At 37.3% G+C, this 22,015-nt stretch carries 24 protein-coding genes, 1 tRNA gene and 1 pseudogene; 11 read left to right on the forward strand and 15 right to left on the reverse strand.

Features of this window, described 5'->3' with window-relative positions; genetic code table 11:
* Positions 1 to 76: 76 nt before the first annotated feature.
* Entirely contained in the window at positions 77 to 895 is an 819-nt protein-coding gene (locus F1325_RS04300; RefSeq protein WP_109373886.1) for a purine-nucleoside phosphorylase, read from the reverse strand.
* 205 nt (positions 896 to 1,100) lie between these two features.
* Here F1325_RS04300 and F1325_RS04305 point away from each other — a divergent pair, with 205 nt between their 5' ends.
* Both F1325_RS04305 and F1325_RS04310 read left to right on the forward strand, forming a co-directional pair.
* Positions 1,101 to 2,297, forward strand: a complete 1,197-nt coding sequence (locus tag F1325_RS04305; protein WP_109373887.1) for an ROK family protein — start codon at positions 1,101 to 1,103, stop codon at positions 2,295 to 2,297.
* Positions 2,298 to 2,571: 274 nt separating this feature from the next.
* Complete coding sequence (locus tag F1325_RS04310) at positions 2,572 to 3,456, forward strand: helix-turn-helix domain-containing protein (protein WP_109373888.1); 885 nt, start codon at positions 2,572 to 2,574, stop codon at positions 3,454 to 3,456.
* Here F1325_RS04310 and F1325_RS04315 read toward each other — a convergent pair.
* Positions 3,450 to 4,706 carry a Zn-dependent hydrolase gene (locus F1325_RS04315; protein ID WP_109373889.1) on the reverse strand — a complete coding sequence of 419 codons (1,257 nt, stop codon included), beginning with the start codon at positions 4,704 to 4,706 and terminating at the stop codon, positions 3,450 to 3,452. The two genes, F1325_RS04310 and F1325_RS04315, sit on opposite strands and share 7 nt — an antisense overlap.
* 887 nt (positions 4,707 to 5,593) lie before the next feature.
* Here F1325_RS04315 and F1325_RS19270 point away from each other — a divergent pair.
* The 3 genes and pseudogenes from F1325_RS19270 to F1325_RS04335 all read left to right on the forward strand — a co-directional run bounded on the left by F1325_RS19270 (position 5,594) and on the right by F1325_RS04335 (position 6,975).
* A pseudogene (locus F1325_RS19270) lies at positions 5,594 to 6,259 on the forward strand (DUF4225 domain-containing protein).
* Positions 6,252 to 6,587: a hypothetical protein gene (locus tag F1325_RS04330; RefSeq protein WP_109373892.1), complete on the forward strand. Its 336-nt coding sequence runs from the start codon at positions 6,252 to 6,254 to the stop codon at positions 6,585 to 6,587. The pseudogene F1325_RS19270 and the gene F1325_RS04330 overlap by 8 nt, the downstream one beginning before the upstream one ends.
* Before the next feature lie 253 nt (positions 6,588 to 6,840).
* Positions 6,841 to 6,975, forward strand: coding sequence for an integrase (locus F1325_RS04335; RefSeq protein WP_244313543.1), 135 nt, complete (start codon positions 6,841 to 6,843; stop codon positions 6,973 to 6,975).
* 209 nt (positions 6,976 to 7,184) lie between these two features.
* On the opposite strand, the gene F1325_RS04340 is transcribed toward F1325_RS04335, so the two are convergent.
* The 4 genes from F1325_RS04340 to mutY form a co-directional block, all read right to left on the reverse strand.
* Positions 7,185 to 7,260, reverse strand: a tRNA-Phe gene (locus F1325_RS04340).
* Positions 7,261 to 7,512: 252 nt separating this feature from the next.
* Complete coding sequence (gene mltC, locus F1325_RS04345; protein WP_109373934.1) at positions 7,513 to 8,583, reverse strand: membrane-bound lytic murein transglycosylase MltC; 1,071 nt, start codon at positions 8,581 to 8,583, stop codon at positions 7,513 to 7,515.
* Positions 8,584 to 8,646: 63 nt separating this feature from the next.
* A complete protein-coding gene (locus tag F1325_RS04350) occupies positions 8,647 to 8,919 on the reverse strand; it encodes an oxidative damage protection protein (protein WP_098943971.1) in 273 nt (90 codons plus the stop codon).
* A gap of 29 nt (positions 8,920 to 8,948) precedes the next feature.
* The gene (mutY, locus tag F1325_RS04355; RefSeq protein WP_109373893.1) at positions 8,949 to 9,989 is read right to left on the reverse strand and encodes an A/G-specific adenine glycosylase; all 1,041 of its coding nucleotides are present in this window, start codon (positions 9,987 to 9,989) and stop codon (positions 8,949 to 8,951) included.
* Positions 9,990 to 10,205: 216 nt separating this feature from the next.
* On the opposite strand from mutY, the gene trmB reads away from it, so the two are divergent.
* The 5 genes from trmB to F1325_RS04380 all read left to right on the forward strand — a co-directional run bounded on the left by trmB (position 10,206) and on the right by F1325_RS04380 (position 14,136).
* The gene (trmB, locus tag F1325_RS04360) at positions 10,206 to 10,925 is read left to right on the forward strand and encodes a tRNA (guanosine(46)-N7)-methyltransferase TrmB (protein WP_160230040.1); all 720 of its coding nucleotides are present in this window, start codon (positions 10,206 to 10,208) and stop codon (positions 10,923 to 10,925) included.
* The gene (locus tag F1325_RS04365; protein ID WP_023581025.1) at positions 10,925 to 11,251 is read left to right on the forward strand and encodes a YggL family protein; all 327 of its coding nucleotides are present in this window, start codon (positions 10,925 to 10,927) and stop codon (positions 11,249 to 11,251) included. The genes trmB and F1325_RS04365 overlap by 1 nt, the downstream gene beginning before the upstream one ends.
* A 74-nt stretch (positions 11,252 to 11,325) precedes the next feature.
* Positions 11,326 to 12,252, forward strand: a complete 927-nt coding sequence (glsB, locus tag F1325_RS04370; RefSeq protein ID WP_109373895.1) for a glutaminase B — start codon at positions 11,326 to 11,328, stop codon at positions 12,250 to 12,252.
* A 22-nt stretch (positions 12,253 to 12,274) separates the two neighbouring features.
* Positions 12,275 to 13,012 carry a DUF2884 family protein gene (locus F1325_RS04375; RefSeq protein WP_109373896.1) on the forward strand — a complete coding sequence of 246 codons (738 nt, stop codon included), beginning with the start codon at positions 12,275 to 12,277 and terminating at the stop codon, positions 13,010 to 13,012.
* A gap of 173 nt (positions 13,013 to 13,185) precedes the next feature.
* Positions 13,186 to 14,136, forward strand: a complete 951-nt coding sequence (locus tag F1325_RS04380; protein ID WP_109373897.1) for a siderophore ABC transporter substrate-binding protein — start codon at positions 13,186 to 13,188, stop codon at positions 14,134 to 14,136.
* Between the two features lie 123 nt (positions 14,137 to 14,259).
* On the opposite strand, the gene hemW is transcribed toward F1325_RS04380, so the two are convergent.
* From hemW to F1325_RS04405, 5 genes are read right to left on the reverse strand one after another with little or no spacing between them, the layout of a single operon-like run.
* Positions 14,260 to 15,390: a radical SAM family heme chaperone HemW gene (gene hemW / locus F1325_RS04385; protein ID WP_160230041.1), complete on the reverse strand. Its 1,131-nt coding sequence runs from the start codon at positions 15,388 to 15,390 to the stop codon at positions 14,260 to 14,262.
* The gene (locus F1325_RS04390; protein WP_160230042.1) at positions 15,383 to 15,976 is read right to left on the reverse strand and encodes an XTP/dITP diphosphatase; all 594 of its coding nucleotides are present in this window, start codon (positions 15,974 to 15,976) and stop codon (positions 15,383 to 15,385) included. The genes hemW and F1325_RS04390 overlap by 8 nt, the downstream gene beginning before the upstream one ends.
* Positions 15,977 to 15,987: 11 nt before the next feature.
* Complete coding sequence (locus F1325_RS04395; protein WP_109373900.1) at positions 15,988 to 16,545, reverse strand: YggT family protein; 558 nt, start codon at positions 16,543 to 16,545, stop codon at positions 15,988 to 15,990.
* A gap of 18 nt (positions 16,546 to 16,563) precedes the next feature.
* On the reverse strand, positions 16,564 to 17,382 hold the full coding sequence (gene proC, locus F1325_RS04400; RefSeq protein ID WP_109373901.1) for a pyrroline-5-carboxylate reductase: 819 nt from the start codon (positions 17,380 to 17,382) through the stop codon (positions 16,564 to 16,566).
* Positions 17,383 to 17,396: 14 nt separating this feature from the next.
* Positions 17,397 to 18,095: a YggS family pyridoxal phosphate-dependent enzyme gene (locus F1325_RS04405; RefSeq protein WP_160230043.1), complete on the reverse strand. Its 699-nt coding sequence runs from the start codon at positions 18,093 to 18,095 to the stop codon at positions 17,397 to 17,399.
* Between the two features lie 21 nt (positions 18,096 to 18,116).
* Here F1325_RS04405 and F1325_RS04410 point away from each other — a divergent pair, with 21 nt between their 5' ends.
* Positions 18,117 to 19,121: a type IV pilus twitching motility protein PilT gene (locus tag F1325_RS04410; RefSeq protein ID WP_109373903.1), complete on the forward strand. Its 1,005-nt coding sequence runs from the start codon at positions 18,117 to 18,119 to the stop codon at positions 19,119 to 19,121.
* 49 nt (positions 19,122 to 19,170) lie between these two features.
* Here the strand turns inward: F1325_RS04410 and ruvX are convergent, their stop codons facing one another.
* The 4 genes from ruvX to rsmE all read right to left on the reverse strand — a co-directional run bounded on the left by ruvX (position 19,171) and on the right by rsmE (position 21,995).
* Positions 19,171 to 19,590 (reverse strand): Holliday junction resolvase RuvX, encoded by a 420-nt coding sequence (gene ruvX, locus F1325_RS04415; protein WP_109373904.1) that lies wholly within the window; start codon positions 19,588 to 19,590, stop codon positions 19,171 to 19,173.
* Positions 19,590 to 20,153, reverse strand: a complete 564-nt coding sequence (locus F1325_RS04420; protein ID WP_023581015.1) for a YqgE/AlgH family protein — start codon at positions 20,151 to 20,153, stop codon at positions 19,590 to 19,592. The genes ruvX and F1325_RS04420 overlap by 1 nt, the downstream gene beginning before the upstream one ends.
* Before the next feature lie 143 nt (positions 20,154 to 20,296).
* Positions 20,297 to 21,253: a glutathione synthase gene (gene gshB / locus F1325_RS04425; RefSeq protein ID WP_160230044.1), complete on the reverse strand. Its 957-nt coding sequence runs from the start codon at positions 21,251 to 21,253 to the stop codon at positions 20,297 to 20,299.
* A gap of 10 nt (positions 21,254 to 21,263) precedes the next feature.
* Positions 21,264 to 21,995, reverse strand: coding sequence for a 16S rRNA (uracil(1498)-N(3))-methyltransferase (gene rsmE, locus F1325_RS04430; protein ID WP_109373906.1), 732 nt, complete (start codon positions 21,993 to 21,995; stop codon positions 21,264 to 21,266).
* Between the last annotated feature and the right edge of the window lie 20 nt (positions 21,996 to 22,015).

Consider the following 22,015-nt stretch of genomic DNA (forward strand, 5'->3'; position numbering starts at 1 on the left):
CCACTGTTGGGGATATTGATTTTAGTGGAGCATAGGCAGCTATCTATTCTCCACTTTTTCTTTTATTGATAAAAAGTTATAAGCGAGCGATCACTTCACTGATCAGTTTTAAGAAGGTAGATTTCACACGTTCTGCGGTTTCAATAACTTCATCATGACTAAGAGGCTGTTCTAAAATGCCACAAGCCATATTGGTTAAGCATGAAATACCAATGGTATCAATACCTGAATGGCGAGCAATAAGTGCTTCTGGAACGGTTGACATGCCTACGGCATCGGCACCTAATGTTCTTATCATGCGAATTTCTGCTGGGGTTTCATAAGTTGGCCCTGTCCACCATGCATAAACACCTTGACGTAAGGTAATGTCTTGCTCTTTGGCAATATCAATAACAATTTGGCGCATAGCTTTGTTATAAACTTCACTCACATCTAGAAAACGAACACCTAATTCGGGGTTATTTGGCCCAATCAGTGGGTTGTTTGCCGTTAGATTAATATGATCCGTAATTAGCATTAGATCACCAGGATTAAAATCTGTATTTACAGCGCCACATGCGTTAGTGATAATCAGCTTTTCAACACCCAATGCTTTCATTACACGAACAGGAAAGGTGACTTCATCGAGCGATACACCTTCGTAGTAATGAAAACGACCTTTCATTGCAACAACCGTTTTTCCTGCAATTTTACCAATCACTAATTCATTAGCATGCCCCACCGCTCCTGATGCTGCAAAGTGTGGAATGGTGTGATAAGGAATATGTACGGCATCTTCTAATGTATCGGCAAAAGGACCTAAACCTGATCCTAAAATGATCCCAATAGTTGGTTTTTCTGTGGTTTTAGATTGAACAAATTCTTTTGCTTTATTAATTTCAGAAATCTGGTGCATGACTCTCTCCTATGTAAATCGTCATTACATTTTTAATTGTGCTTGAGAGTACTTTGCCTGATACACAGAAATGAACAACTTACTTTTTCTCATTTTGAGATTAAGATCATGTTGTTTGTTTTGATTAAGGAACTATTGCTTTTTTTACAGTAAGATAGCGATATTCTTCTTTGAGTGGCTAAATAATTTAATAAAGGAAATGGCTATGCTATTGAAAAATTTAAAAGAACTTCAGTCTTCTAAGACTTCAAAAGCATTGAAACTTAAAAGCCTTTATAAATTAGTGGCAGAAAATGGTCCAATAAAAACAGAAACACTCACTGAATTGGCACAAATGAAGCCTGCTACTTGTGCTCGACTACTGGACGAGTTAAATGCTCTTCAATTAATTACAACCGCAGAATTAGGTGAATCAACGGGTGGTCGAAAACCTATTTTGTATAATATTAATACAGAAGGGGTGTTTTTAATTGGCATTGAATTAAGTAAGGTCTATTCAACCATTGTGTTGATGGATCTGAAACTTAATATGTTGGATAAAATTAAAATATCGCCAGAACCTTACTTATCTGCATATGAGATGACAGATAAGCTATTACCTAAAATTGATGCCTTGTTATTCAAAAATAACATCAGCTATGAAAAAGTTTTAGGGTTAGGAATTTCTATTGAGCATGTTGTCGAACATCAATTGGCTTCAAAATCCCTCAATGAAGAATTCAGTGAATTAGAGGCGTTATTACGTAAAAAAATTCCTACTTACGTCACAGTGGGAAGTGGAGTGCATTTTGCTGCTTTAGCTGAATTTCGTTTATATTATCGCCAAAAAACACAACGATTTTTATTTACTTCTTGTGATACCGAAGTAAGAGGATGTGCCATTATTGGTAATCAGTTTTTAACTGATACCTCAGCGACGATGAATTGTTTTGGTCATATGACGATTGATGTAAAAGGGCTATTGTGCGAATGTGGCTCTTATGGTTGTTTAAATACATTGTGCTCTTTAGATGCCATAAAAAATAGTATTATTCATCAAATAAGGCGGGGAAAGCACTCCTTATTAACTTCTCTTGTCAGTACAGATGATGAAATTAACTATCACACGATTTTTCAAGCAATAGAAATGCGAGATCCTCTGTGTATTGATGCATTAGAAGAAGCGGCTTATTACTACGGGCTTGCTATTGCAAATACGATTTTAATGCTCCAACCTGATATTGTTGTTTGTGGCGGAACATTAATACCTAAATATACGTTTTTTGATACCGTCAAAAAAACGATTGAAACTAAACTCGCACTTTTCCCAAATATAAAAACAGAAGTTTATCCAGCAAGCCACGCTTATGAAATCGTTTCTCAGGGCGCTGGCGCTATGGTATTAGAGCATTTAGTTAATTAAATAATGAAAAAGGCGGTGTAATATCAATTACATCGCCTTTTAGTTTTTTTATTGTTGTTTGTTTTTACTGCTTTAACCCTGGTGAGGTTACCTGCTAGGAGACAGGTTTATTGATATAGACTAACTTTTTACTGCAAACTTTTTTTATTTACCTCATTGTGAGAAAGGTGATTCTTTTTATTTTTGGTTTAATTTAAACTATCTGAACTAACGTCTTATTATTGTGCCGTTACTTTACCCTGGTACTTTGTGCATTTGGGAGCCAATTATAAATATGCCTTACATACCTAGAGAAAAAATAGATTATCAAGCCATTGGCTATCGCTTGCGTGCTTACCGCATAGCCTCTTCATTAAAAGCTGAAGATGTAGCAGAAAGCTTGGGTATTTCTCGTGCTGCTGTGTATCGGTTAGAAAAAGGCGAAATTGTTAAAATTGAGACACTTGATAATCTTGCTAGATTATTAAATACCTCGTTAACCAGTTTGTTGGGTATTAATACTGAATATTATTCAAGTGCAAATGGCTTTTTTGAACGAATGCGCCAACTTGAAAGTCAATCTTCACATATTTATACCCACTTCGAACCTTTCTCTTACTTATTAACTTCAGATTGTTATGACAAAACATTGGTTGAAATGCTAACAGAGGCATCACCTTTAAATCTTTTGTCTGAAAAACAACAAGAAGTTTTGTCTATTTTAAAAGAGCGTAAGAAACATCAGTCCTTACATTCGCCCCATATTTATAACCTTATTAGCCAGCAACAAATTGAAAAATTTCTTTATGTTGGCATGCTAGGTTCGGTTAATTTAACTAAAACACTGCAACAAGAAAGAAAACAACGAGCAAAAAACGAAATTCTTCATTTAATTGAAAAGTTAGAGCAAAAAAATAGTTATCTTAATATTGCAATTATTTCAGATACTATGCCGTCTTTAACTTTCCAATTATTTTATCAAGACAAAGTCCCTCTTTCTTTAGCCGTTAGCCCGTTCCGTTTAGGTGAATTTCCTAATGTCAGCACGGGCATTGCTACTGTAACCTCTTCAACTGAGGCGATATTTCAATATCAATCCCTCTTTGATAAATTATGGTTAAAAGCAACCAAGGGAGATGATGCAATTAACCTTCTAAAACAAATAGTCAGTCATTATTGATTGGCTAATGTGCCTAATGTTTCTGCTAATAAATCTGCAGCGACAGCAATATCACTAAATTCGGTAAACTCATCAGGATGATGACTAATACCGGCAACTGAAGGTGTAAAGATCATCGCAGTTGGATAAAGTGACGCCATATTCATTGAGTCATGGCCAGCACCACTTAGCATTGTCATATAGCTGATATCGTGTTTCTGGCATAAGCTTTCAATAACTTGGCAAATTGAATCATCTAGTTTGACTGGCGATTCAGCAGAAATCGGTTGAACATCAATAGAGACGCCAAAATCTTTTTCTGCTTTTTCCACACTATTATTTAGGCGTTGTACAACACGTTGAATACTTTCAGTATCAATACCACGAATATCAACAGAAAATTTTACTTGTCCTGGAATGACGTTCATGGAGTTCGGCACAACATTGAGTTTACCCACTGTACCTACAGTGCCATAAACGGCTTCAGTACATGCTGCACGGTTGATATCGGTAATAATCCCTGCACTTGCCACTAACGCATCTTGGCGTTGATACATAGGCGTTGCACCAGAGTGATCCGCATGACCATTAACAGTGACTGAAAAACGAGTTGGTGCCGCAATACCATTGACAATACCAATAGTTTTTTTGTCATTCTCAAGGCGTTTACCTTGTTCAATATGAAGCTCAACAAAGGCACTATAACGATCAGCTTTGACTAAACAACTATCCAAATTATCATGCTGATAACCTAAAGATTTTAAAACTTCAAAGAAGTTATTGCCGTCATCATCTCTATTTTGTTCCCAGCGAGCTTTATCTATTTTTCCTGTTAATACCTTACTGCCAATACACGAAAAGCCAAAACGGCTAGATTCTTCCGCACGAAAAACAACAAGCTCAAGGTCACGTTTAAGTTGTTGTGGTTTGTATTGCATTAATGCATAAAAACCTGCAATAACACCTAAAGCTCCATCATAAGCACCGCCTTGAGGGACTGTATCAAGATGAGATCCTGTACCTACTGCGGGTAGTGAACGATCTTTACCTGGTAAACGTGCGTAAAGTGTACCAATACCATCACGATAAACTTCAAGACCCGCTTCTTTCATTAAACCAGCAAGGTACAGATGGGCAGCTTCATCTTCTTCGCCATAAGCAATACGAGTTATCCCTTTGCCACTGTTGTCTTTTTTATAAATCTGCATTGTTTCAATTAATGTTTTCATATCATCAATTGAATAATGAGTTGCTGTATCTTGTTGAGTCATAAGAGAATTCTCCCGTGGTTTCTGTAATATTTATTTGTCTAAAAAATGAGACAATTTAAGGATTAAAAAAGCCACCTTTAAAGATGGTCACTGTTTTTATAATCATTGCTTATTATATTTACTGCTGAATCTATATTTCGTCAATGACAATTAAGGTGAGTTTCATATTCTGTGAGGTAGGTTTCAATTAAAAAGAGATATATAGCAGGGGTATTTCTTAAATGAACTTAAATTGTATTATAAATGTTATAAAAGCGATCGCTTTTTTATGTTAAGTATATTTAAAATTTTATTTTTAATTTCAAAATGAAAATAAGAATTATTATTGGTAGTAAATTTATTGTTTTAAGAGTTATTTAAATTGTGATTTATATACTAATAATAAAAGATAATTAAAAATATCCCTGACTTTTTTGTATTAATAAAGATATCATTTTTTATATATAAATAATATTTATGACATTATCAGGGGAATGTTGGGTTTTCCTGTAAATATCATAAAGACCATGTAAATATATAGAGGTCTTTATATAAAATTAATTTTCTAATTATAAAAATAAATAATAACCTATCTTATATATTTAGATTTATAGTCTATTTATTTTATTGCTTTGGTTAAATGGAATTTTATCTCTCTGCTAAGTAGAAAACTAAATATTCACTATTGATAAGAATTATTAAATATTACACTATAATAGCCGATAATTTGGATGAGATATTACTTAAGTTTTTATTTTAAATAAGGATGTGAAAGAAATGACGGAGTATGAACTAGACTATAGTTATAGTGTGTATATAGAGATACATTAAGAAGAGAATCCAGTTATTTAAAAAGAATAGCAATGAAATTTGCCTATCAATATATTGGTGATTCTTTTGCAAGAATGATGTTCTTAAATGATATAGAACAACTGATTGCTAGAACAGAGTTAGAGGTAAGTAGTTATTGCTTAAGTTTATCAGCAGGATTAGATAATATCTCAGATGAAATTGAAAGGTTAGAATTACAGGATAATTTACTAAGAAATCGAAGCGTAATGCAATATGCACTTTTTGAAACAATACGTAAAAAAGAAGAATGTGAGGAAAATAATAAATTAATACTCAAACAAGTAGGTTTTGTCAGCGGAGTAATGCAAATATATGGAGGGGGGAGCTTCTTGTGTGGGATCTGTCGGAACATTATGCAGTAGTTTAGAGGTTGGAATGGTATCTCAAGGTGTAAATAGTATGATTGAAAATGGATATTATTTAGAGAGGAATATAGCGGATCTGTAAGAAACGGATATAGAGCAACATCTAAAGCTTTAGGTTATGGTGATAATGAAGCGGATATATTTTATAATGTGGTTGATTTAAGTTTATCTGGTGCATCACTACTAAAACCAGTTCTTAAAGAAGATTCATGGAAGTTATTTCATTATATTAAGAGTGATTTTATAACATCATGGCAAACAATGGGTAGGGTGCCTCTTATGTCCGAAATTTTCTTTGAGGGTATGGCTATTTATTCTACATACGATTTATATGAAGAGAAAAATAAAAGTGAATGATTTTGATGTGTTATCACCTTTTCCTTTTGGCTGGTTGGAGCTTTTTCTATTTTATCTATCTTCATTTTTTTTATTTTTCATTTTATATAAAATTCAACTCTATATTCTTCGTAAGAAAAATAGATTTTTAGATCTTATTTATCTTTCAGTTGTTGGTTTATGTGGAAGTTGTTTTCTTATTATATTTAAATTTGGTGATAAATTTTTTATTGGTGAATTATTTATAAGATCTGGTAATAAAGATATTATTCGCTATAGCTGTCTCTTTTTTGCACTTTACCTTTGTATCTCACTGACTTTTGGTAAAAAAAGTAATTTATCATATTGATATTTTATGAAAAATAGATTTAATATTGCCAAGTGAATCGTATGAAGAGCATCCTGCGGAAATATTACCCTGAACATTTCCATTTATTCTTAAATAAATATTATTAGACATTAATTATTTTCCTTTTTATATAATTAAACTTCATGTTTAGCTAAAGCTAAATTTACTTTAAAGTTAATCTTATTAGATTAATTTATGTATTTATTATATTTAAAAATGGATGAATTACTATCTATGTATTGTGGCAATTTATATGATGCAATCACCAGAACGTAATCTTTATGTTGTGAAAAGGCTATTAGGTCATGCCAACATTACATCGACATTAGAATACATTGATGAAAGTGTTGATAACTTGCGAGATATACTTGAAGCGGAATTGATGTGATGAAAATAACAGGAGGAGTATCAAGATTTGACAGTGATTAGGAAAGAAAGTAAAAGTTACAAATAAAAAAAACAGCCTTGGTATGAACAAGACTGTTTATTCAAAGCTTTTGATTAATTTTAACAACAGATAACTTACGTTAAATTTGTGTCTTATCTTAGCTTTTTTGCCCTCTCAGTGATTTAACTCACTGACGAACAAATGAAAGATGGTGCCCGAACTCGGAATCGAACCAAGGACACGGGGATTTTCAATCCCCTGCTCTACCGACTGAGCTATTCGGGCAACGGGGCGTATTAAACCCGATATCGCCTTGCTCGTCAACGTTATTTATCACAAAACCGTTCGATTGCTGTTTTTTTAAACTCATTGGGTATTAAAACGCTATTTGTCGTGGGAGATGAGTAAAAATAAAGATAAAGTCTTTTGCAATACTCAAAAAATACATGACGATAAAACCGTTTATTAAGTCTTAATAACAAAAAAAGCTTCCCCAAATTCATTGAGGAAGCTTTGTTTTTTTTGATTAAGCATCAACTAACGATAGTTACGTTGAGCTGTACTGACTTTCTCAAGATAACGACGAGATTGGTCGGCAGGGTGTTTATTACGTAATGTGGTATACACCTGCGTTGGCTCTAAGTTGTTAATCATGGCAGCAGCTTGTTTTTTATCGTTATGGAATATCCGCAACACACTACCTGCACCACCGTTGTAAGCCTGTATAACGGCGTAACGGCGCGAAACAGGATCTTTGATATCACCAAGGTAGCTATTTTGTAGAATTGAGATATAAGCCGCACCAGCATCGATATTATTAGCTGGATCAAATAAGTAACTACGACTTGGTTGCCCAGATTTTCCTTGCATTCGGAATACATCTCGTCCTGCCGTTGCTGGCATAATCTGCATTAAACCTAGCGCATCAGAACTACTCACGGCATATGGGTTAAAACTTGATTCAATTTGCATAATTGCCAAGATCAGTGATGGTTCAACCCCATATTTAGCCGCGGCTTGTTGAACTAGCGGTAAATATTTATGAGCACGTTTATCAAGGTGATTAGGAACAAGATTAATGGTGACATACCAAATGGTATTTATACCTGATTGGCGTTTTTGTAATTTATTGGCAATCAGATAATCTGCAAACTTATTGGCTCGCCATTCCCAGCGTATAGGTTGTCCCGTATTATCAAGAACCTGCCCAGATAAAAACGGTTCAGTGCTGTGAGGAATATTATTAACGTCAGAGTAGAGGTCAATAGAACCTGGATCTTCACCCATTAATAACGTTGTGACTATCGCTTTATGCAATTGGAATTGAGGCGCATCATCACCTAAAGTTTCTATCGTAATTGTACCTGCTTCAAAATTAATATGGCTACGTGTTTTATAAGCATTGGTATATTTTACGTAATCTTTAGGGCCTGCGATTAATACTTCCTTCATACCCCAAATCATTTCGATATTATTGGCAAATTGTCCCATAAGAATATCGAACGCATTGGTATCCTTTGCGTAATCAGGCTCAAATGTTTTTGGTGGTTGGCTACTACATGAAATGAGTAGAGGGGCGATAATCAGCAAGAGAAGGATTTTTTTCATGGTCAATTGCATCGCTATGGTGAATAAAATACCAGAGCCTTAAAGGCTCTGGAAAAGTGAATATTATTTTTCAGGTGGTGTGTAACCGTCAATATGAACATCATGGCCTTCGAATAAAAATCGTACCATTTCTTGTTCTAATAGTTTGCGATCATCAGGATTCATGGTGTTAAGTTTTTTCTCATTGATAAGCATGGTTTGTTTTGTCATCCATTGAGCCCATGCTTCTTTTGAGATCTCATTGAAAATGCGCTTTCCAATTTCTCCTGGGTACAACTGAAAATCAAGTCCATCAGCTTCTTTGTTAAGGAAAGTACAAAAAATAGTTCTGCTCATAATAAATCCTCAATATCGCAGGGATTAGCTTAGGCTAATTGTCTAAGTAAATTCTCTACAGGTGCTGCTAACCCTACGGTTGCAGGTGTCTGTAAGTTATACCAAAGTCCTTTTTGCGCCTCCATCATAGAGGTAAACGCTGAGAGTTTTACGCAAATTGGCACAATATCTAAATGAAAGTGGCTAAAAGTATGTCTAAATGAAATCAGTTGCTCTGATTTATTATTATCGAGCCCATGCTCGGCTAGCCACTGTTCTAAAAGCGCTTTTGTTTCAAATTGAGGAAAGGCAAATAACCCGCCCCATATTCCTGCTGGTGGCCTTTTATCTAACCAAACAAGATTATCATATTGTAAAATAAGAAAATAAGTTGTTTTTTCTGGGATGACTTTTTTCGGTTTTTTCCCAGGATAATCCGCCCAATTATTTTGAGCATAAGCGATACAGCCAGTATTTAATGGGCATAATTCACATTTAGGCTTACTTCTTGTGCAGACCATTGCACCCAAATCCATCATTGCCTGATTAAAATACTCTACACCTTCAGTTGGAGTGACGTTTTCGCTGATCTCCCACAACGTATTTTCAACCTCTTTTTTACCCGGCCAGCCTTCGACAGCATAGCAGCGTGCTAAAACACGTTTTACATTACCATCAAGAATTGGATAAGGTTTTTTCAGTGATAACGATAAAATAGCACCGGCGGTTGAACGTCCAACACCAGGTAAGGCACAAACGTCCTCAAAGGTATCAGGAAACTGCCCTTGATGTTTATCTACAATGTGTTGTGCTGCTTTATGTAGGTTTCTGGCTCTTGCGTAATAGCCAAGTCCTGTCCATAAATGAAGCACTTCATCAAGAGGTGCTTTAGCCAATGCGCTAACATCAGGAAAACGTGCAATAAAACGCTCAAAATAAGGAATAACCGTAGCAACTTGAGTTTGTTGCAGCATTACTTCAGATAACCATACGTGATAAGGCGTTTTTTCTTGCTGCCAAGGGAGCGTTTTACGTCCATATTTGTGATACCAATTGAGCACGACTTGCGAAAATTGCTGAGCTTCCATCATGTTTTATTTTATTAACTCATGTTCTGATTAAGGTAAGATTGCACCACAGAGAGAATAAACTGTAAACACTCTTAATATTTATCTTATAGAGTGATGCTTCTATGAGTGACTCTTGCTAAACTTAGTGATCTTTGGATAATGTCGGTTAAGTTGCACTATAGCGACATTATAACGATTTTAAGTAAATAATTGGCCTAACGACTGACAGTATTAGACATGATCAAGAATGTAATTTCTCCGGAATTCAATGAAGAAGGGCGTGCTTTACGACGCGTTCGTAGTTTTGTTCGTAGACAAGGTCGTTTGACACCTCGTCAAGAGCAAGCATTAGAAACACAGTGGCCTGTCTTTGGTATTGAATATCAACCGGAACCCATCGACTTCAGTCAGGTTTTTGGACGCGAAGCGCCTGTAATTTTAGAAATTGGCTTCGGCATGGGCGCATCGCTCGTGACTATGGCAAAAAATACACCAGAAAATAATTATTTCGGTATTGAAGTACATGCACCGGGCGTTGGGGCTTGTCTTGCAAATGCTGAAGAAGAGCAATTAAGTAATCTGAGAGTCATGTGTCATGATGCGATTGAAGTGCTTAATCATATGATCCCAGATAATAGTTTAAAAATGGTTCAGCTATTCTTCCCTGATCCATGGCACAAAGCGCGTCATAATAAACGCCGTATTGTTCAAGTGCCTTTTGCAGAATTAATTTTAAAAAAATTAACGTTAAACGGTGTTTTTCATATGGCGACAGATTGGGAACCATATGCAGAACATATGCTTGAAGTGATGACAAGTGTTGAGGGTTATCAGAATTTGTCAGAAACTCAGGATTATGTACCACGACCAGAAACACGCCCTGTGACTAAGTTTGAAAAACGCGGTCATCGTTTAGGGCATGGAGTCTGGGATCTTATGTTTAAGAGGGTAAAATAATGGCTAAACAACGTAGTCGCCGCTTACGCAAAAAAATGCGTATCGATGAATTTCAGGAATTAGGTTTCTCAGTTAAATGGACTTTCCCAGAAAATACCCCAATTGAGGAAGTAGATCGCTTTGTTGATGAACTGATCCTCAAAGTTATTGAGCCAAACGGGCTGGCATTTGATGCAAGTGGTTACCTGAGCTGGGAAGGCTTAATCTGCTTACAACAAATTGGTAAATGTACAGAAGAACATCGCCAATTAGTCGAAAACTTCCTCAAAGAAAGCAAAATGCAAGATGTACAGACCTCTGAACTATTTGATGTTTGGTGGGATTGATAGAAAATTATACATTTAGCAAATAATTACAAGGGCATCCAAAAGGATGCCCTTGTCTGTCTGGGGAAGGGACTGTGACTACAACGTTATCTAACGCATTACTGTCAGATATTTTGCAACAAATTCGCCCATTAATCGGGCAAGGAAAAGTCGCGGATTATATTCCCGCATTGGCTCAAATACCTCCAGAACAGCTAGCTATGGCTGTTTATACGGTTGATGGTGAACTCTATCAATCAGGCATGGCAGATAAGCGCTTTTCGATTCAATCTATTTCTAAAGTACTTAGCTTAACGCTTGCTTTAACACGTTATGAAGAAAATGAAATTTGGCAACGTGTAGGAAAAGAGCCATCAGGACTGCCTTTTAATTCCTTGATACAGCTAGAAATGGAAAAGGGAATACCGCGCAACCCTTTTATTAATGCGGGTGCCATTGTTATCACTGATATGTTGCAGTCTCGCCTTAGTGCGCCTAAGCAAAGAATGTTAGAAGTGATCCGTTTTCTTACCGATACTCCAGACATTTGTTATAACTCAGTGGTTGCAAAATCGGAGATGGAGCATCTTAGCCGAAATGCATCAATCGCTTATCTGATGAAATCTTTTGGTAATTTTGAGAATGATGTTATTACGGTGCTTGAGACTTATTTTCACTATTGCTCCATAGAGATGAGTTGCACCGAGTTAGTACGATGTTTTAGCTATTTAGCTAATCAAGGTATGTGTGTGGGTAATAAAAATCAGATTATTACGCCAAGACAAACCCGACAAATAAATGCGTTAATGTTAACTTGTGGCATGTATGATGGTGCAGGTGAATTTGCATTTCGTATTGGTATTCCCGGAAAATCGGGCGTGGGTGGTGGCATTATTGCAGTCGTTCCCGATGCTTTTACGGTTGCAGTTTGGTCACCAGAGCTGGATAAATCAGGTAACTCATTAGCAGGTTGTGCAGCACTTGAATTATTAGCAAACAAAGTCGGGCGTTCAATTTTTTAGGTGTGTTTTCAGGAGCGTTGTTATGAATTTAAGAAATATTGCTGTCACACTGTTTTTTGTTGCGGGTACAGCAAATGCATCACCAAGTTTTGATTGTGCTGTAATGCCAAAAGATGATTTACGCATAACCTCTGAATTTGTTGAAGTCGCTGGTTCACATGGTTTAATGGTGATTTATCCTGATGGCACATTATTTCAAAATGAAAAAAGTGCCACATTGACACCACAACAACAAGAATTAGCAAAAAAATATCAAGCCACAGTAAGACGAGACGTACCTTGGTTAAGAACTGAAACTGGGGTAAAACTGCAAGATTCTCGCAAAGTGCTTGATAAAGTAGTGATTGAGGCTTTTGGTAAAGAAAGCAATATCCTCAATAGATTAAGTAGATTAGAGAAAGATCTTAATCAGCAAATGGATAGAGTGGTCAGCATAGAACCGAATAACATTACGTTCCATTCTCAAGCCATTAAAGAAGTTGAAGCTAAAGGCCGTGAAATCGTAGAAAGTAGCCTTGGTGGTATGTTGCAAGACAGCATTAATGAATTGGGGAAAAAACAGTTATTAGCCGCGGCAGGTGGCGACAGTAAAAAAGCCTTAGGCGGATTATTAGGAAGCTTAGATGGTTTCCAAAAGATCATAGATCAGGAGTGGAAGCAGCAAGAAGCAGCGTTTACTCAATTTGGTCAGCAAGCTTGTAGCAAAATCACACAGATGGAAAATCAACGTGTTGAATTAATTAATGCATTAAAGAAGTAGCTGATCCGTCTCTCTAATGATTGGGTTATTAACCAGATAATTAATAAGCTTTACAAATGGCAGATTCACAATAATTGAAAATAATAATGAAAATCATTCTTGTTCAATTGACTTGTGGGGAGAGCTGTTTAGAATACCCTGTTTGAGTATTCCACTTAAACAGGGCAAAATTAATGAAGAAGATCCTTCCTTTAGTTATCGCATCTATCCTTTCTGTAACGAGTTTCTCAGCGTTAAGCAAAACGCCAATCGAATACCAACCTAACCAAGTTATTAGTCAGCAAAATGACAAAATGGTGATTAAACATCTGTTGGGTGAAACGTCGGTTACTAAGAACCCTTCAAAAGTTGTTCTATTTGATTTTGGTTTATATGATTCTTTAGTTCAGTTAGGTTTAGCTGATAAAGTGGTGGGGTTACCGTTAGGTAATGCGCCCGCTTATATTAAAGGAAGTATTGCAAGTAATGTGGCTAATGTCGGTGGTATGAAAGCGCCTGACTTAGAAAAATTAGCCGAAATGAAACCTGATTTAATTATTATTACGGGTCGACAAGGCGCTTCTTATGAGGCTTTAGCGAAAATTGCACCAACCGTTAACTTAGGCACCAATAGCGCTAATTATCTTGATTCAGTTGAAGCGAATATTAAATTAATGGGAGAGTTGTTTGATAAGCAACAAGCAACCCAAGAGCAACTGACAAAACTGAATACAGTGATTGAGCAGGCTCAGAAAAAAGCGGCAGAGTCTGATAAAAAAGTTTTAGTGTTACTGCATAATGCAGGCAATTTAATGCCAAATAACCAAAGTGTTATTTATGATGTAGTTAAAGTGAAGAAAGCCGAATTACCTCCTGTTGCTGAAGAAGATAAAGGTAAACGTCGAGTTGTCACTTCTGAAATGATCGCAAAAGCAAACCCTGATGTGATTTTCATTGTGGATCGTAGTGAAGCGATTGGTGCTGATAAATTAGAAAAAGCGACTTTTGAAAATGATGAAATTAAAACGACATCTGCTTATAAAAATGGCGATATTGTTTATCTGCAAGCAGATCTTTGGTATCTCTCTGGCGGTGGATTAGACAGCTTAACTAAGCAGATTGAAGCGGTAGAAAGCGCATTCTAAGGCTTTTATGATCGTTTAAATGGTTTTATCATAAATAAAAAATACCCATATTGTGAATAAACTGGGGTCAGTTCAGAATAACAGTATGGGTATTTTTAAATTAGCTATTTGAAATCAGCAATATTAAAGAAATAGCTCAAGTAATGAATTTAAAAATAGCTTACCGTGAGGGGTTATTTGCCAGTGAGAGTCAGTTTCACTGATATAACCCAACGCCAAAGCTTCATCTATTTGATGGCGAATCACTTCTTCAGAAAGCCCAGTGTAATCACTGAAATCTTGTCTTGGAAATGCTTCTAATAGGCGAAAACGGTTCATAAAAAATTCAAATGGACGGTCATCATTATCAACAAAATTTTGCTGATCGAGATAACGGCCTTCCATAAAACCTTTAGGGTGCTTGGTTTTGACTGTTCGCATTATGCGACCATCTTCAAAGCTTATTTTTCCATGAGCGCCACAACCGATACCTAAATAATCACCAAAACGCCAATAGTTTAAGTTGTGCTCACACTGAAAGCCCGGTTTACAATATGCTGATGTTTCATATTGTTGATAACCTGCGGCTGTCAGTAATTTATCGCCTTGTGAGAAAATATCCCACAGCATATCGTCATCAGGTAATTTAGGTGGGCGAGAGCCAAATTGTGTATTAGGTTCAATGGTTAATTGATACCAAGACAAATGTGGCGGAGATAACGCTATTGCTTGCTGTAAATCCGAAAGCGCTTGAGATAATGATTGGTCTGGTAATCCATGCATTAAATCTAAATTAAAGCTACGTAAGCCTAACTCTTTGGCTAAACGAGCCGCATTTTTAGCTTCATCTGCATCATGAATTCGACCTAAGCGGATAAGCTTGTCATCGCCAAAACTTTGTACACCAATAGAGATACGATTTACACCCGCACGTTGGAATCCAGCAAAGCGTTCAGCTTCTACGGTTCCTGGATTCGCTTCCATGGTAATTTCTGCATTGGGGCTAACAGCAATACGCTCTTTCACTCCATAGAGTAAATCAGCCATTGATTCAGCACTTAATAAGCTAGGTGTACCGCCACCAATAAATATTGTCTGGACTTCACGGGAGCCAACGTGAATAAGATCGGCATCTAAGTCATTGAGTAAATGTTGCACATATTCCTGATATGGTACTTCTCCCTTTAAGGTGTGTGAGTTGAAATCACAATAAGGGCATTTTTGTACACACCAAGGAATATGAATATACAAACTTAATGGGGGCAACTTAAGCATTCTTAAGGGCATCCAACATTAACTTAAGTGCTTTACCACGATGTGAATGCTGATTTTTTTGCTCTTTAGTTAATTGCGCCGCAGTACAATTTAATTCAGGAACAAAGAAAATAGGATCATAGCCAAATCCACCTTCACCGTGCATTTCTGTGCTTAATACACCATGCCATATACCGTGGAAAATCAGCGGAGTTGGATCGTTTTCATGGCGCATATAAACCAATACACAGTTAAATTGAGCTTGGCGTTTTTCAGCAGGTACATCTTTCATTGCATCAAGCAATTTATCCAGATTTTGCTGATCGTTTGCATCAACACCCGCATAGCGTGCTGAGTAAATACCTGGAGCACCACCTAAAGCATCTACCGAAATACCTGAGTCATCAGCAATGGCGGGAAGACCTGTCACTTTTGCTGCATGACGCGCTTTAATAAGCGCATTTTCAACAAAGGTTAAGCCCGTTTCTTCCACTGAATCAACACCTAGCTCTGTTTGGGCAACAATATCTAAACCAAAATCAGAAAGCAAAGAGGCTAGCTCTTTGACCTTTCCTGGATTTCCTGTTGCGAGAACGACTTTTTGCATGAGTGTTATCCTTAGTAAAGCGTTACGCTAAGTAGCCATTGTAAAACGTCTACACGCAGATAATTCAAGGCATAAAGTACCAGAATCACAATCATTGCAGAGAAATCTAAGCCACCCATTGCCGGAATTACACGACGAATTGGTGCCATTAAAGGTTCTGTTAATTGAAATAAAAGGTGATCAATTGGATTACGACCTTGGCTTACCCAGCTAAGGATTGCTCGGATAATAATCAACCAGAAAATCATCTTACCTGCTGCTGTGAGCAGTTCAATAAAGGCAAAAGGGAACATTAAAGCGAAAGGAATTGATGTCCCTGACAAGTAAGATGGAATAATAATACCAAGCAGAATGAGTATATAGGCTAATAAGACTGACGCGGTATCAATAGGGCCAATAGAAGGAATAAAACTTCTTAATGGACGAACAATTGGCTGTGTGATCTTGACGATAAATTGTGAAAAAGGATTATAAAAATCAGCTCTAACACATTGCATCCAAACACGTAATAGAAGTACGGATGTGTAGAGTTGAAGAAGAGTCAGAATGACGAAATTTAAAAAATTCATTAGTTGGCCCTGATGAAATTAAAATTGTTTTTCCATTTCTTGCGCACGTTTAATCGCAGCTTGCATGGCAGAAGCGACGTTTTCAGGTAATTTCCCTTCATAAAACTGCATAAGTGCAGCCGCTGTCGTTCCACCTTTTGATGTTACTTGCTCACGTAAAGTTGAGAAAGGCAACATATGTTGTTTCTCAGCTAAGGCGGTAGAACCACTTGCGGCTTGTTGCACAATAGCTCTTGCTACTTCAGGAGAAAAACCCAAACGTTCAGCTTCTTGTTGCATTGATTCCATAAACAAGAAGAAATAAGCGGGTGCACTACCAGCAACGGCGATAATATCATTGATGGCAGATTCTTGCTCTACCCAAACAGTTGTTCCGACACTTTTCATTAATTCGTCGGCAAACTGTTTATCTTGAGATGAAAGTGAATTGTGCGCAAACATACCACTTAAGCCTTTACCTACCAGTGCTGGAGTATTTGGCATAATGCGAACAAGCTGTAATTGGGTTGCAAAATAGTCGTTATAACGTGTAGCAGGGATGCCAGCAGCGATAGTAAGGACTAACTTTTTGCTCATATCGATATTTTGTAAGGGCTTACAAACTTCTTCCATCATTTGTGGTTTTACTGCCAGCACAATAACATCCGCTTTTTGAACGGCATCAATATTGTCATTAGTACTATGAATGCCGAACTCTTTTTCTAAAGGTTCACGGCGAACGGCAGAAGGTGAGCTGACGGTTATCTTATGTGCTGGATATCCACCTTGAACCAATCCTGCAATAATGGCCTGAGCCATATTTCCAGCGCCAATAAAAGCGATGTTACGATGTTCCATATAAACCTCTATTTCTACTTAGTCGCGTAATCTCTTGCGCCAAAAATTGCTGTACCAATACGAACGAGTGTTGAACCACAAGCAATAGCTGCTTCCATATCACTCGTCATTCCCATAGATAACGTATCTATATTGGGATATTGAGATTGTAATTGCTTAAATGCGAGATGCATTTTTTCTAGCACTTCAACTTGTTTGTCATACTTGCTTTCAGGTGCTGGAATAGCCATTAATCCACGTAATTTAATGCCTGAAAGAATAGAAATTTGTGCTGCTAACCCATCAAGCTCACTCAGATTAATACCTGATTTACTATTTTCATCACTGATATTTATTTGAATAAGTACATTCAATGGTGGCAATGAATCAGGACGTTGGTCACTTAATCTTTGAGCGATTTTTAATCTATCAATGGTATGGCACCAATCGAAATTCTCAGCAACAAGGCGTGTTTTATTTGACTGTAAAGGGCCGATAAAGTGCCACACTAAAGTGTGGTTATTAGCAAAATAATGGATTTTATCAACACCTTCTTGGACATAGTTCTCACCAAATTCAGTTTGTCCACATGCTATTGCTTTTTCGATGTCACTCACAGGTTTGGTTTTACTCACTGCAAGTAGTGTTATTTCTTCTGAAGAACGGCCGCATTTCTGCGCTGCTGTGTCAATGTGAGACCTGACATTGACGAGATTCTGTTTAATAGTATTCATGGCAACTCAGGAGATAATAAGATGAAAATGGAAAATTTAATTGCATATAGTGTAAAGCATAACGCTTCGGATCTGCACCTTTGTTGTGGTGATGTACCTCGATTGCGGATCAATGGAATACTTTATCAACAAAATCAATGTAAACCTATCACTTCCGATAGTCTACTAACGTGGCTCAAGCCTTTTTTGAGTGATGCTCAAAAGCAAACTTTTGAGCATGAAGGGCAGGTTGATACGGCACTTACACTGTCTTGTGGGCAACGACTTCGTATTAATTTATTTCGCCAACAAAAAGGTGTCTCAGCAGTATTAAGAATAATTGAAACACAAATTCCTTCTTTAGATAAACTTCGAGTACCCAAATCGGTTTCAACATTATTAGATAATTATTCTCATGGACTTATTTTAGTGACTGGCGCAACAGGAAGTGGAAAATCATCGACATTAGCCGCAATGATCAACCATTTAAACCAATATCAACGTCAGCATATTTTGACATTAGAAGATCCTATTGAATTTATACATGGCAATAAGCAAAGCATTGTACAGCAAAGGGAAATAGGGCGAGATGTTCAACATACTGCAAATGCAATAAAGAGTGCTCTACGCCAAGATCCAGATGTCATTATGTTGGGTGAGTTAAGAGATGCACAAAGTATTCAGTTGGCATTAACGGCAGCAGAAACAGGGCATTTGGTGCTGGCAACATTGCATACTCAAGGGGCGGCACAAACGCTTGAGCGCGTAACTAATGTATTTACAGGTAATGAGCGGCAATGGATTTCATCACAATTAGCGTGCAGTTTAAGGGCGATAATTTCACAAGAGTTAGTGCCTTCAACTGAAGGTGGGCGTGTGGCGTTATTTGAAATAATGCAGGTTACGCAGGGTATTTCACATCTTATAAGAGAAGGAAAATACCACCAAGTGACAACATTAATGCAAACAGGCTGTGAATACGGTATGCAAACCTTCATGTTAAGTCGGCAGCAACGCCAACATGAAGGTTTAATTCAAGCTGAATGATAACTTATAAGTAAAAATAGGTGGGGATCACGAAGTGAAACCTATTTTTTTAGGGTTGCTGTTCAAACCAGCTTTCAAGAATAATAACGGCAGATGCTGCATCTACACTGCCTTTATCTAAGGAGCGGTAACCACCACGTTCAAAAAGATGAGCGCGAGCTTCTACGGTGCTAAGGCGTTCATCATGCAACGCAATTTGTACACCAAATCGACCATGAAGGCGATTAGCAAACTTTTTAGCTTGAGTTGTGACTAACTGTTCGGTGCCATCCATATTAAGAGGTAAGCCGACAACCACTAAATCAGGTTGCCACTCTTTTATGATTTTTTCGATTTGAGTCCAATCAGGAATACCATCTTTTGCTTTAAATGAGGCTAAAGGTCTAGCGGTTCCTGTAATTTCTTGACCAATAGCGGCACCAATGCTTTTAGTGCCGAAATCAAAGCCCATTACCGTTCTGTTTGACATTATGCGTGACCCGCTATTGGTGAAATGGTGTGGATATTAATCCCAATTAATTCAGCGGCTTTATGCCAACGTTCAGCAATAGGGGTATCAAAAATAATTTGAGGTGAGGCTTCAACTGTTAGCCAGCTATTTTCTAAAATCTCTTTCTCTAATTGGCCTTGTTCCCAACTGGAATAACCTAGAGAGACTAATGTTTTTTCTGGTTGCCTTGCTGTACCTAGGGTTTCTAATACATCTTTGGAAGTTGTGATCATTGTGCTGTCACTAATTTTGATGCTAGAACTAAAACCTGAAACTGGAGTATGCAAGATAAAACCATGTTCTTCTGCAACTGGGCCTCCTGACATCACAGGTTTTTGTAAGCTAATTGCTTCGTCTCTATCAGTCGAAAAAATTTCCAATTGATCTAATACACCTTCCACAGAGATATCTTCGATAGGTTTATTAATAATTAAGCCCATCGCACCGTTTTCATTATGTTCGCAAACATAGACGACCGAGCGTTCAAATAACGGATCGCTTAATGAAGGCATAGCAATAAGAAAATGGTTAAGTAAATTCATAATAGTAGTACTGTTCCCTGATCATTTTTATTAAAAAAACCTAGCCCTTTTATACATTGTATTTCTTAATGTATACCGCTTATTGATTAATATGTGGGGGCTAGGTTCATACTTTTAAACCCATTAATCTCTGTGTCTAAAAGTTAGTTTTTCTTGTTTAAGCGTACTTCAATAGCATCCATTAACATGCCTGTAATAGAAATATCAGGATAAGCTGCTTCAATTTCACGGGCACAGGTTGGGCTTGTAACGTTAATCTCAGTCAAACGATCGCCAATAACATCTAGTCCGACAAAAATAAGACCTTTTTGTTTAAGAATAGGTGCAACTTGACGCGCAATTGCCCAATCACTTTCTGTTAATGGACGAGCTTCTCCACGACCACCAGCAGCTAAGTTACCTCGTGTTTCGCCTTTTGCAGGAATTCGAGCTAAGCAATAAGGCACTGGTTCGCCATCAACAACAAGGATACGTTTGTCGCCGTTAACGATTTCAGGTAGGAAATTTTGTGCCATACAGAAACGATGACCATGTTCTGTCAATGTTTCAATAATAACACCTACGTTTGGATCATCTTTTTTCAAGCGGAAGATTGATGCACCACCCATACCATCTAGTGGCTTGAAAATAACATCACCGTGTTTTTCATGGAAAGCACGTAAATGCTTAGCTTCACGAGTGACTAATGTGTCGGGTGTTAATGTCGGGAACCATGCAGTAAAGAGTTTTTCATTACAGTCACGTAAGCTTTGTGGCTTATTGACTATCAGTGTTCCCATATCTTCAGCGCGTTCTAAAATATAGGTTGCGTAGATAAATTCGGTATCAAAAGGCGGATCTTTACGCATTAAAATAGTATCTAATTCACCTAAAGCAATATCCTGCTCTTGGCCAAATTCAAACCATTTTTTTGGGTTCTCTTCTACGCTGAGTAAACGAGTGTGAGCGCGTGCTTCACCTTGGTGTAGGTAAAGATCGTTCATCTCCATATAATGAATTTCCCAGCCACGACGTTGCGCTTCTAATAGCATGGCAAAGCTGGTGTCTTTTTTGATTTTGATGGATGAAATTGGGTCCATCACAATACCTAATTTAATCATTACTTCTCCTTTATCCCAGATCGCCGAACCGAACCTGCAAAGCGGTGATTGCGGTGAGTGCTGTTGTTTCAGTTCTTAATACACGAGGACCTAATAAAATATCAGTAAAATGGTGCTCTGCTGTCATGGCGATTTCTTCAGGAGAAAGTCCACCCTCAGGGCCAATCAATAAGCGCACTTTTTTAACCGGTAAGGGTAAGGTATTAATACTTTGGTTAGCCCTAGGATGTAAATTGAGTTTTAAACTACTATCATCTTGAGCACACCATTCTTCTAATGACATCACTGGCATTAATTGTGGAATGCGATTTCTGCCACATTGCTCACATGCCGAGATAATAATTTTTTGCCATTGCTGATGCTTTTTCTCTAAACGGCTAGGGTCAAGTTTAACACCACAGCGTTCGGAGATCAGTGGAGTGATCGTATTAACACCTAACTCAACTGATTTTTGAATAGTAAACTCCATTTTCTCGCCTCGTGAAAGCACTTGCCCTAAATGGAGGTCGAGAGGGGATTCTTTATCATCAACAATGCCATCATTAATTTGCACAGTGACTGACTTCTTTGTGCTTTCGATAATTTCAGCATCAAATACCTGATTTGAACCATCAAACAGTGCCAGTTTTTGCCCAGTAGACATTCTTAATACACGCCCAACATGATTAGATGCTTCTTCATCTAATGCTGTTTGAGTACCTGCTGTGAGTGGTTCTGGATGATAAATGCGAGGAATACGCATAACGTGAAACCCTTACGTAA

This window comes from Proteus columbae (assembly GCF_009914335.1).
Lineage (GTDB): Bacteria > Pseudomonadota > Gammaproteobacteria > Enterobacterales > Enterobacteriaceae > Proteus.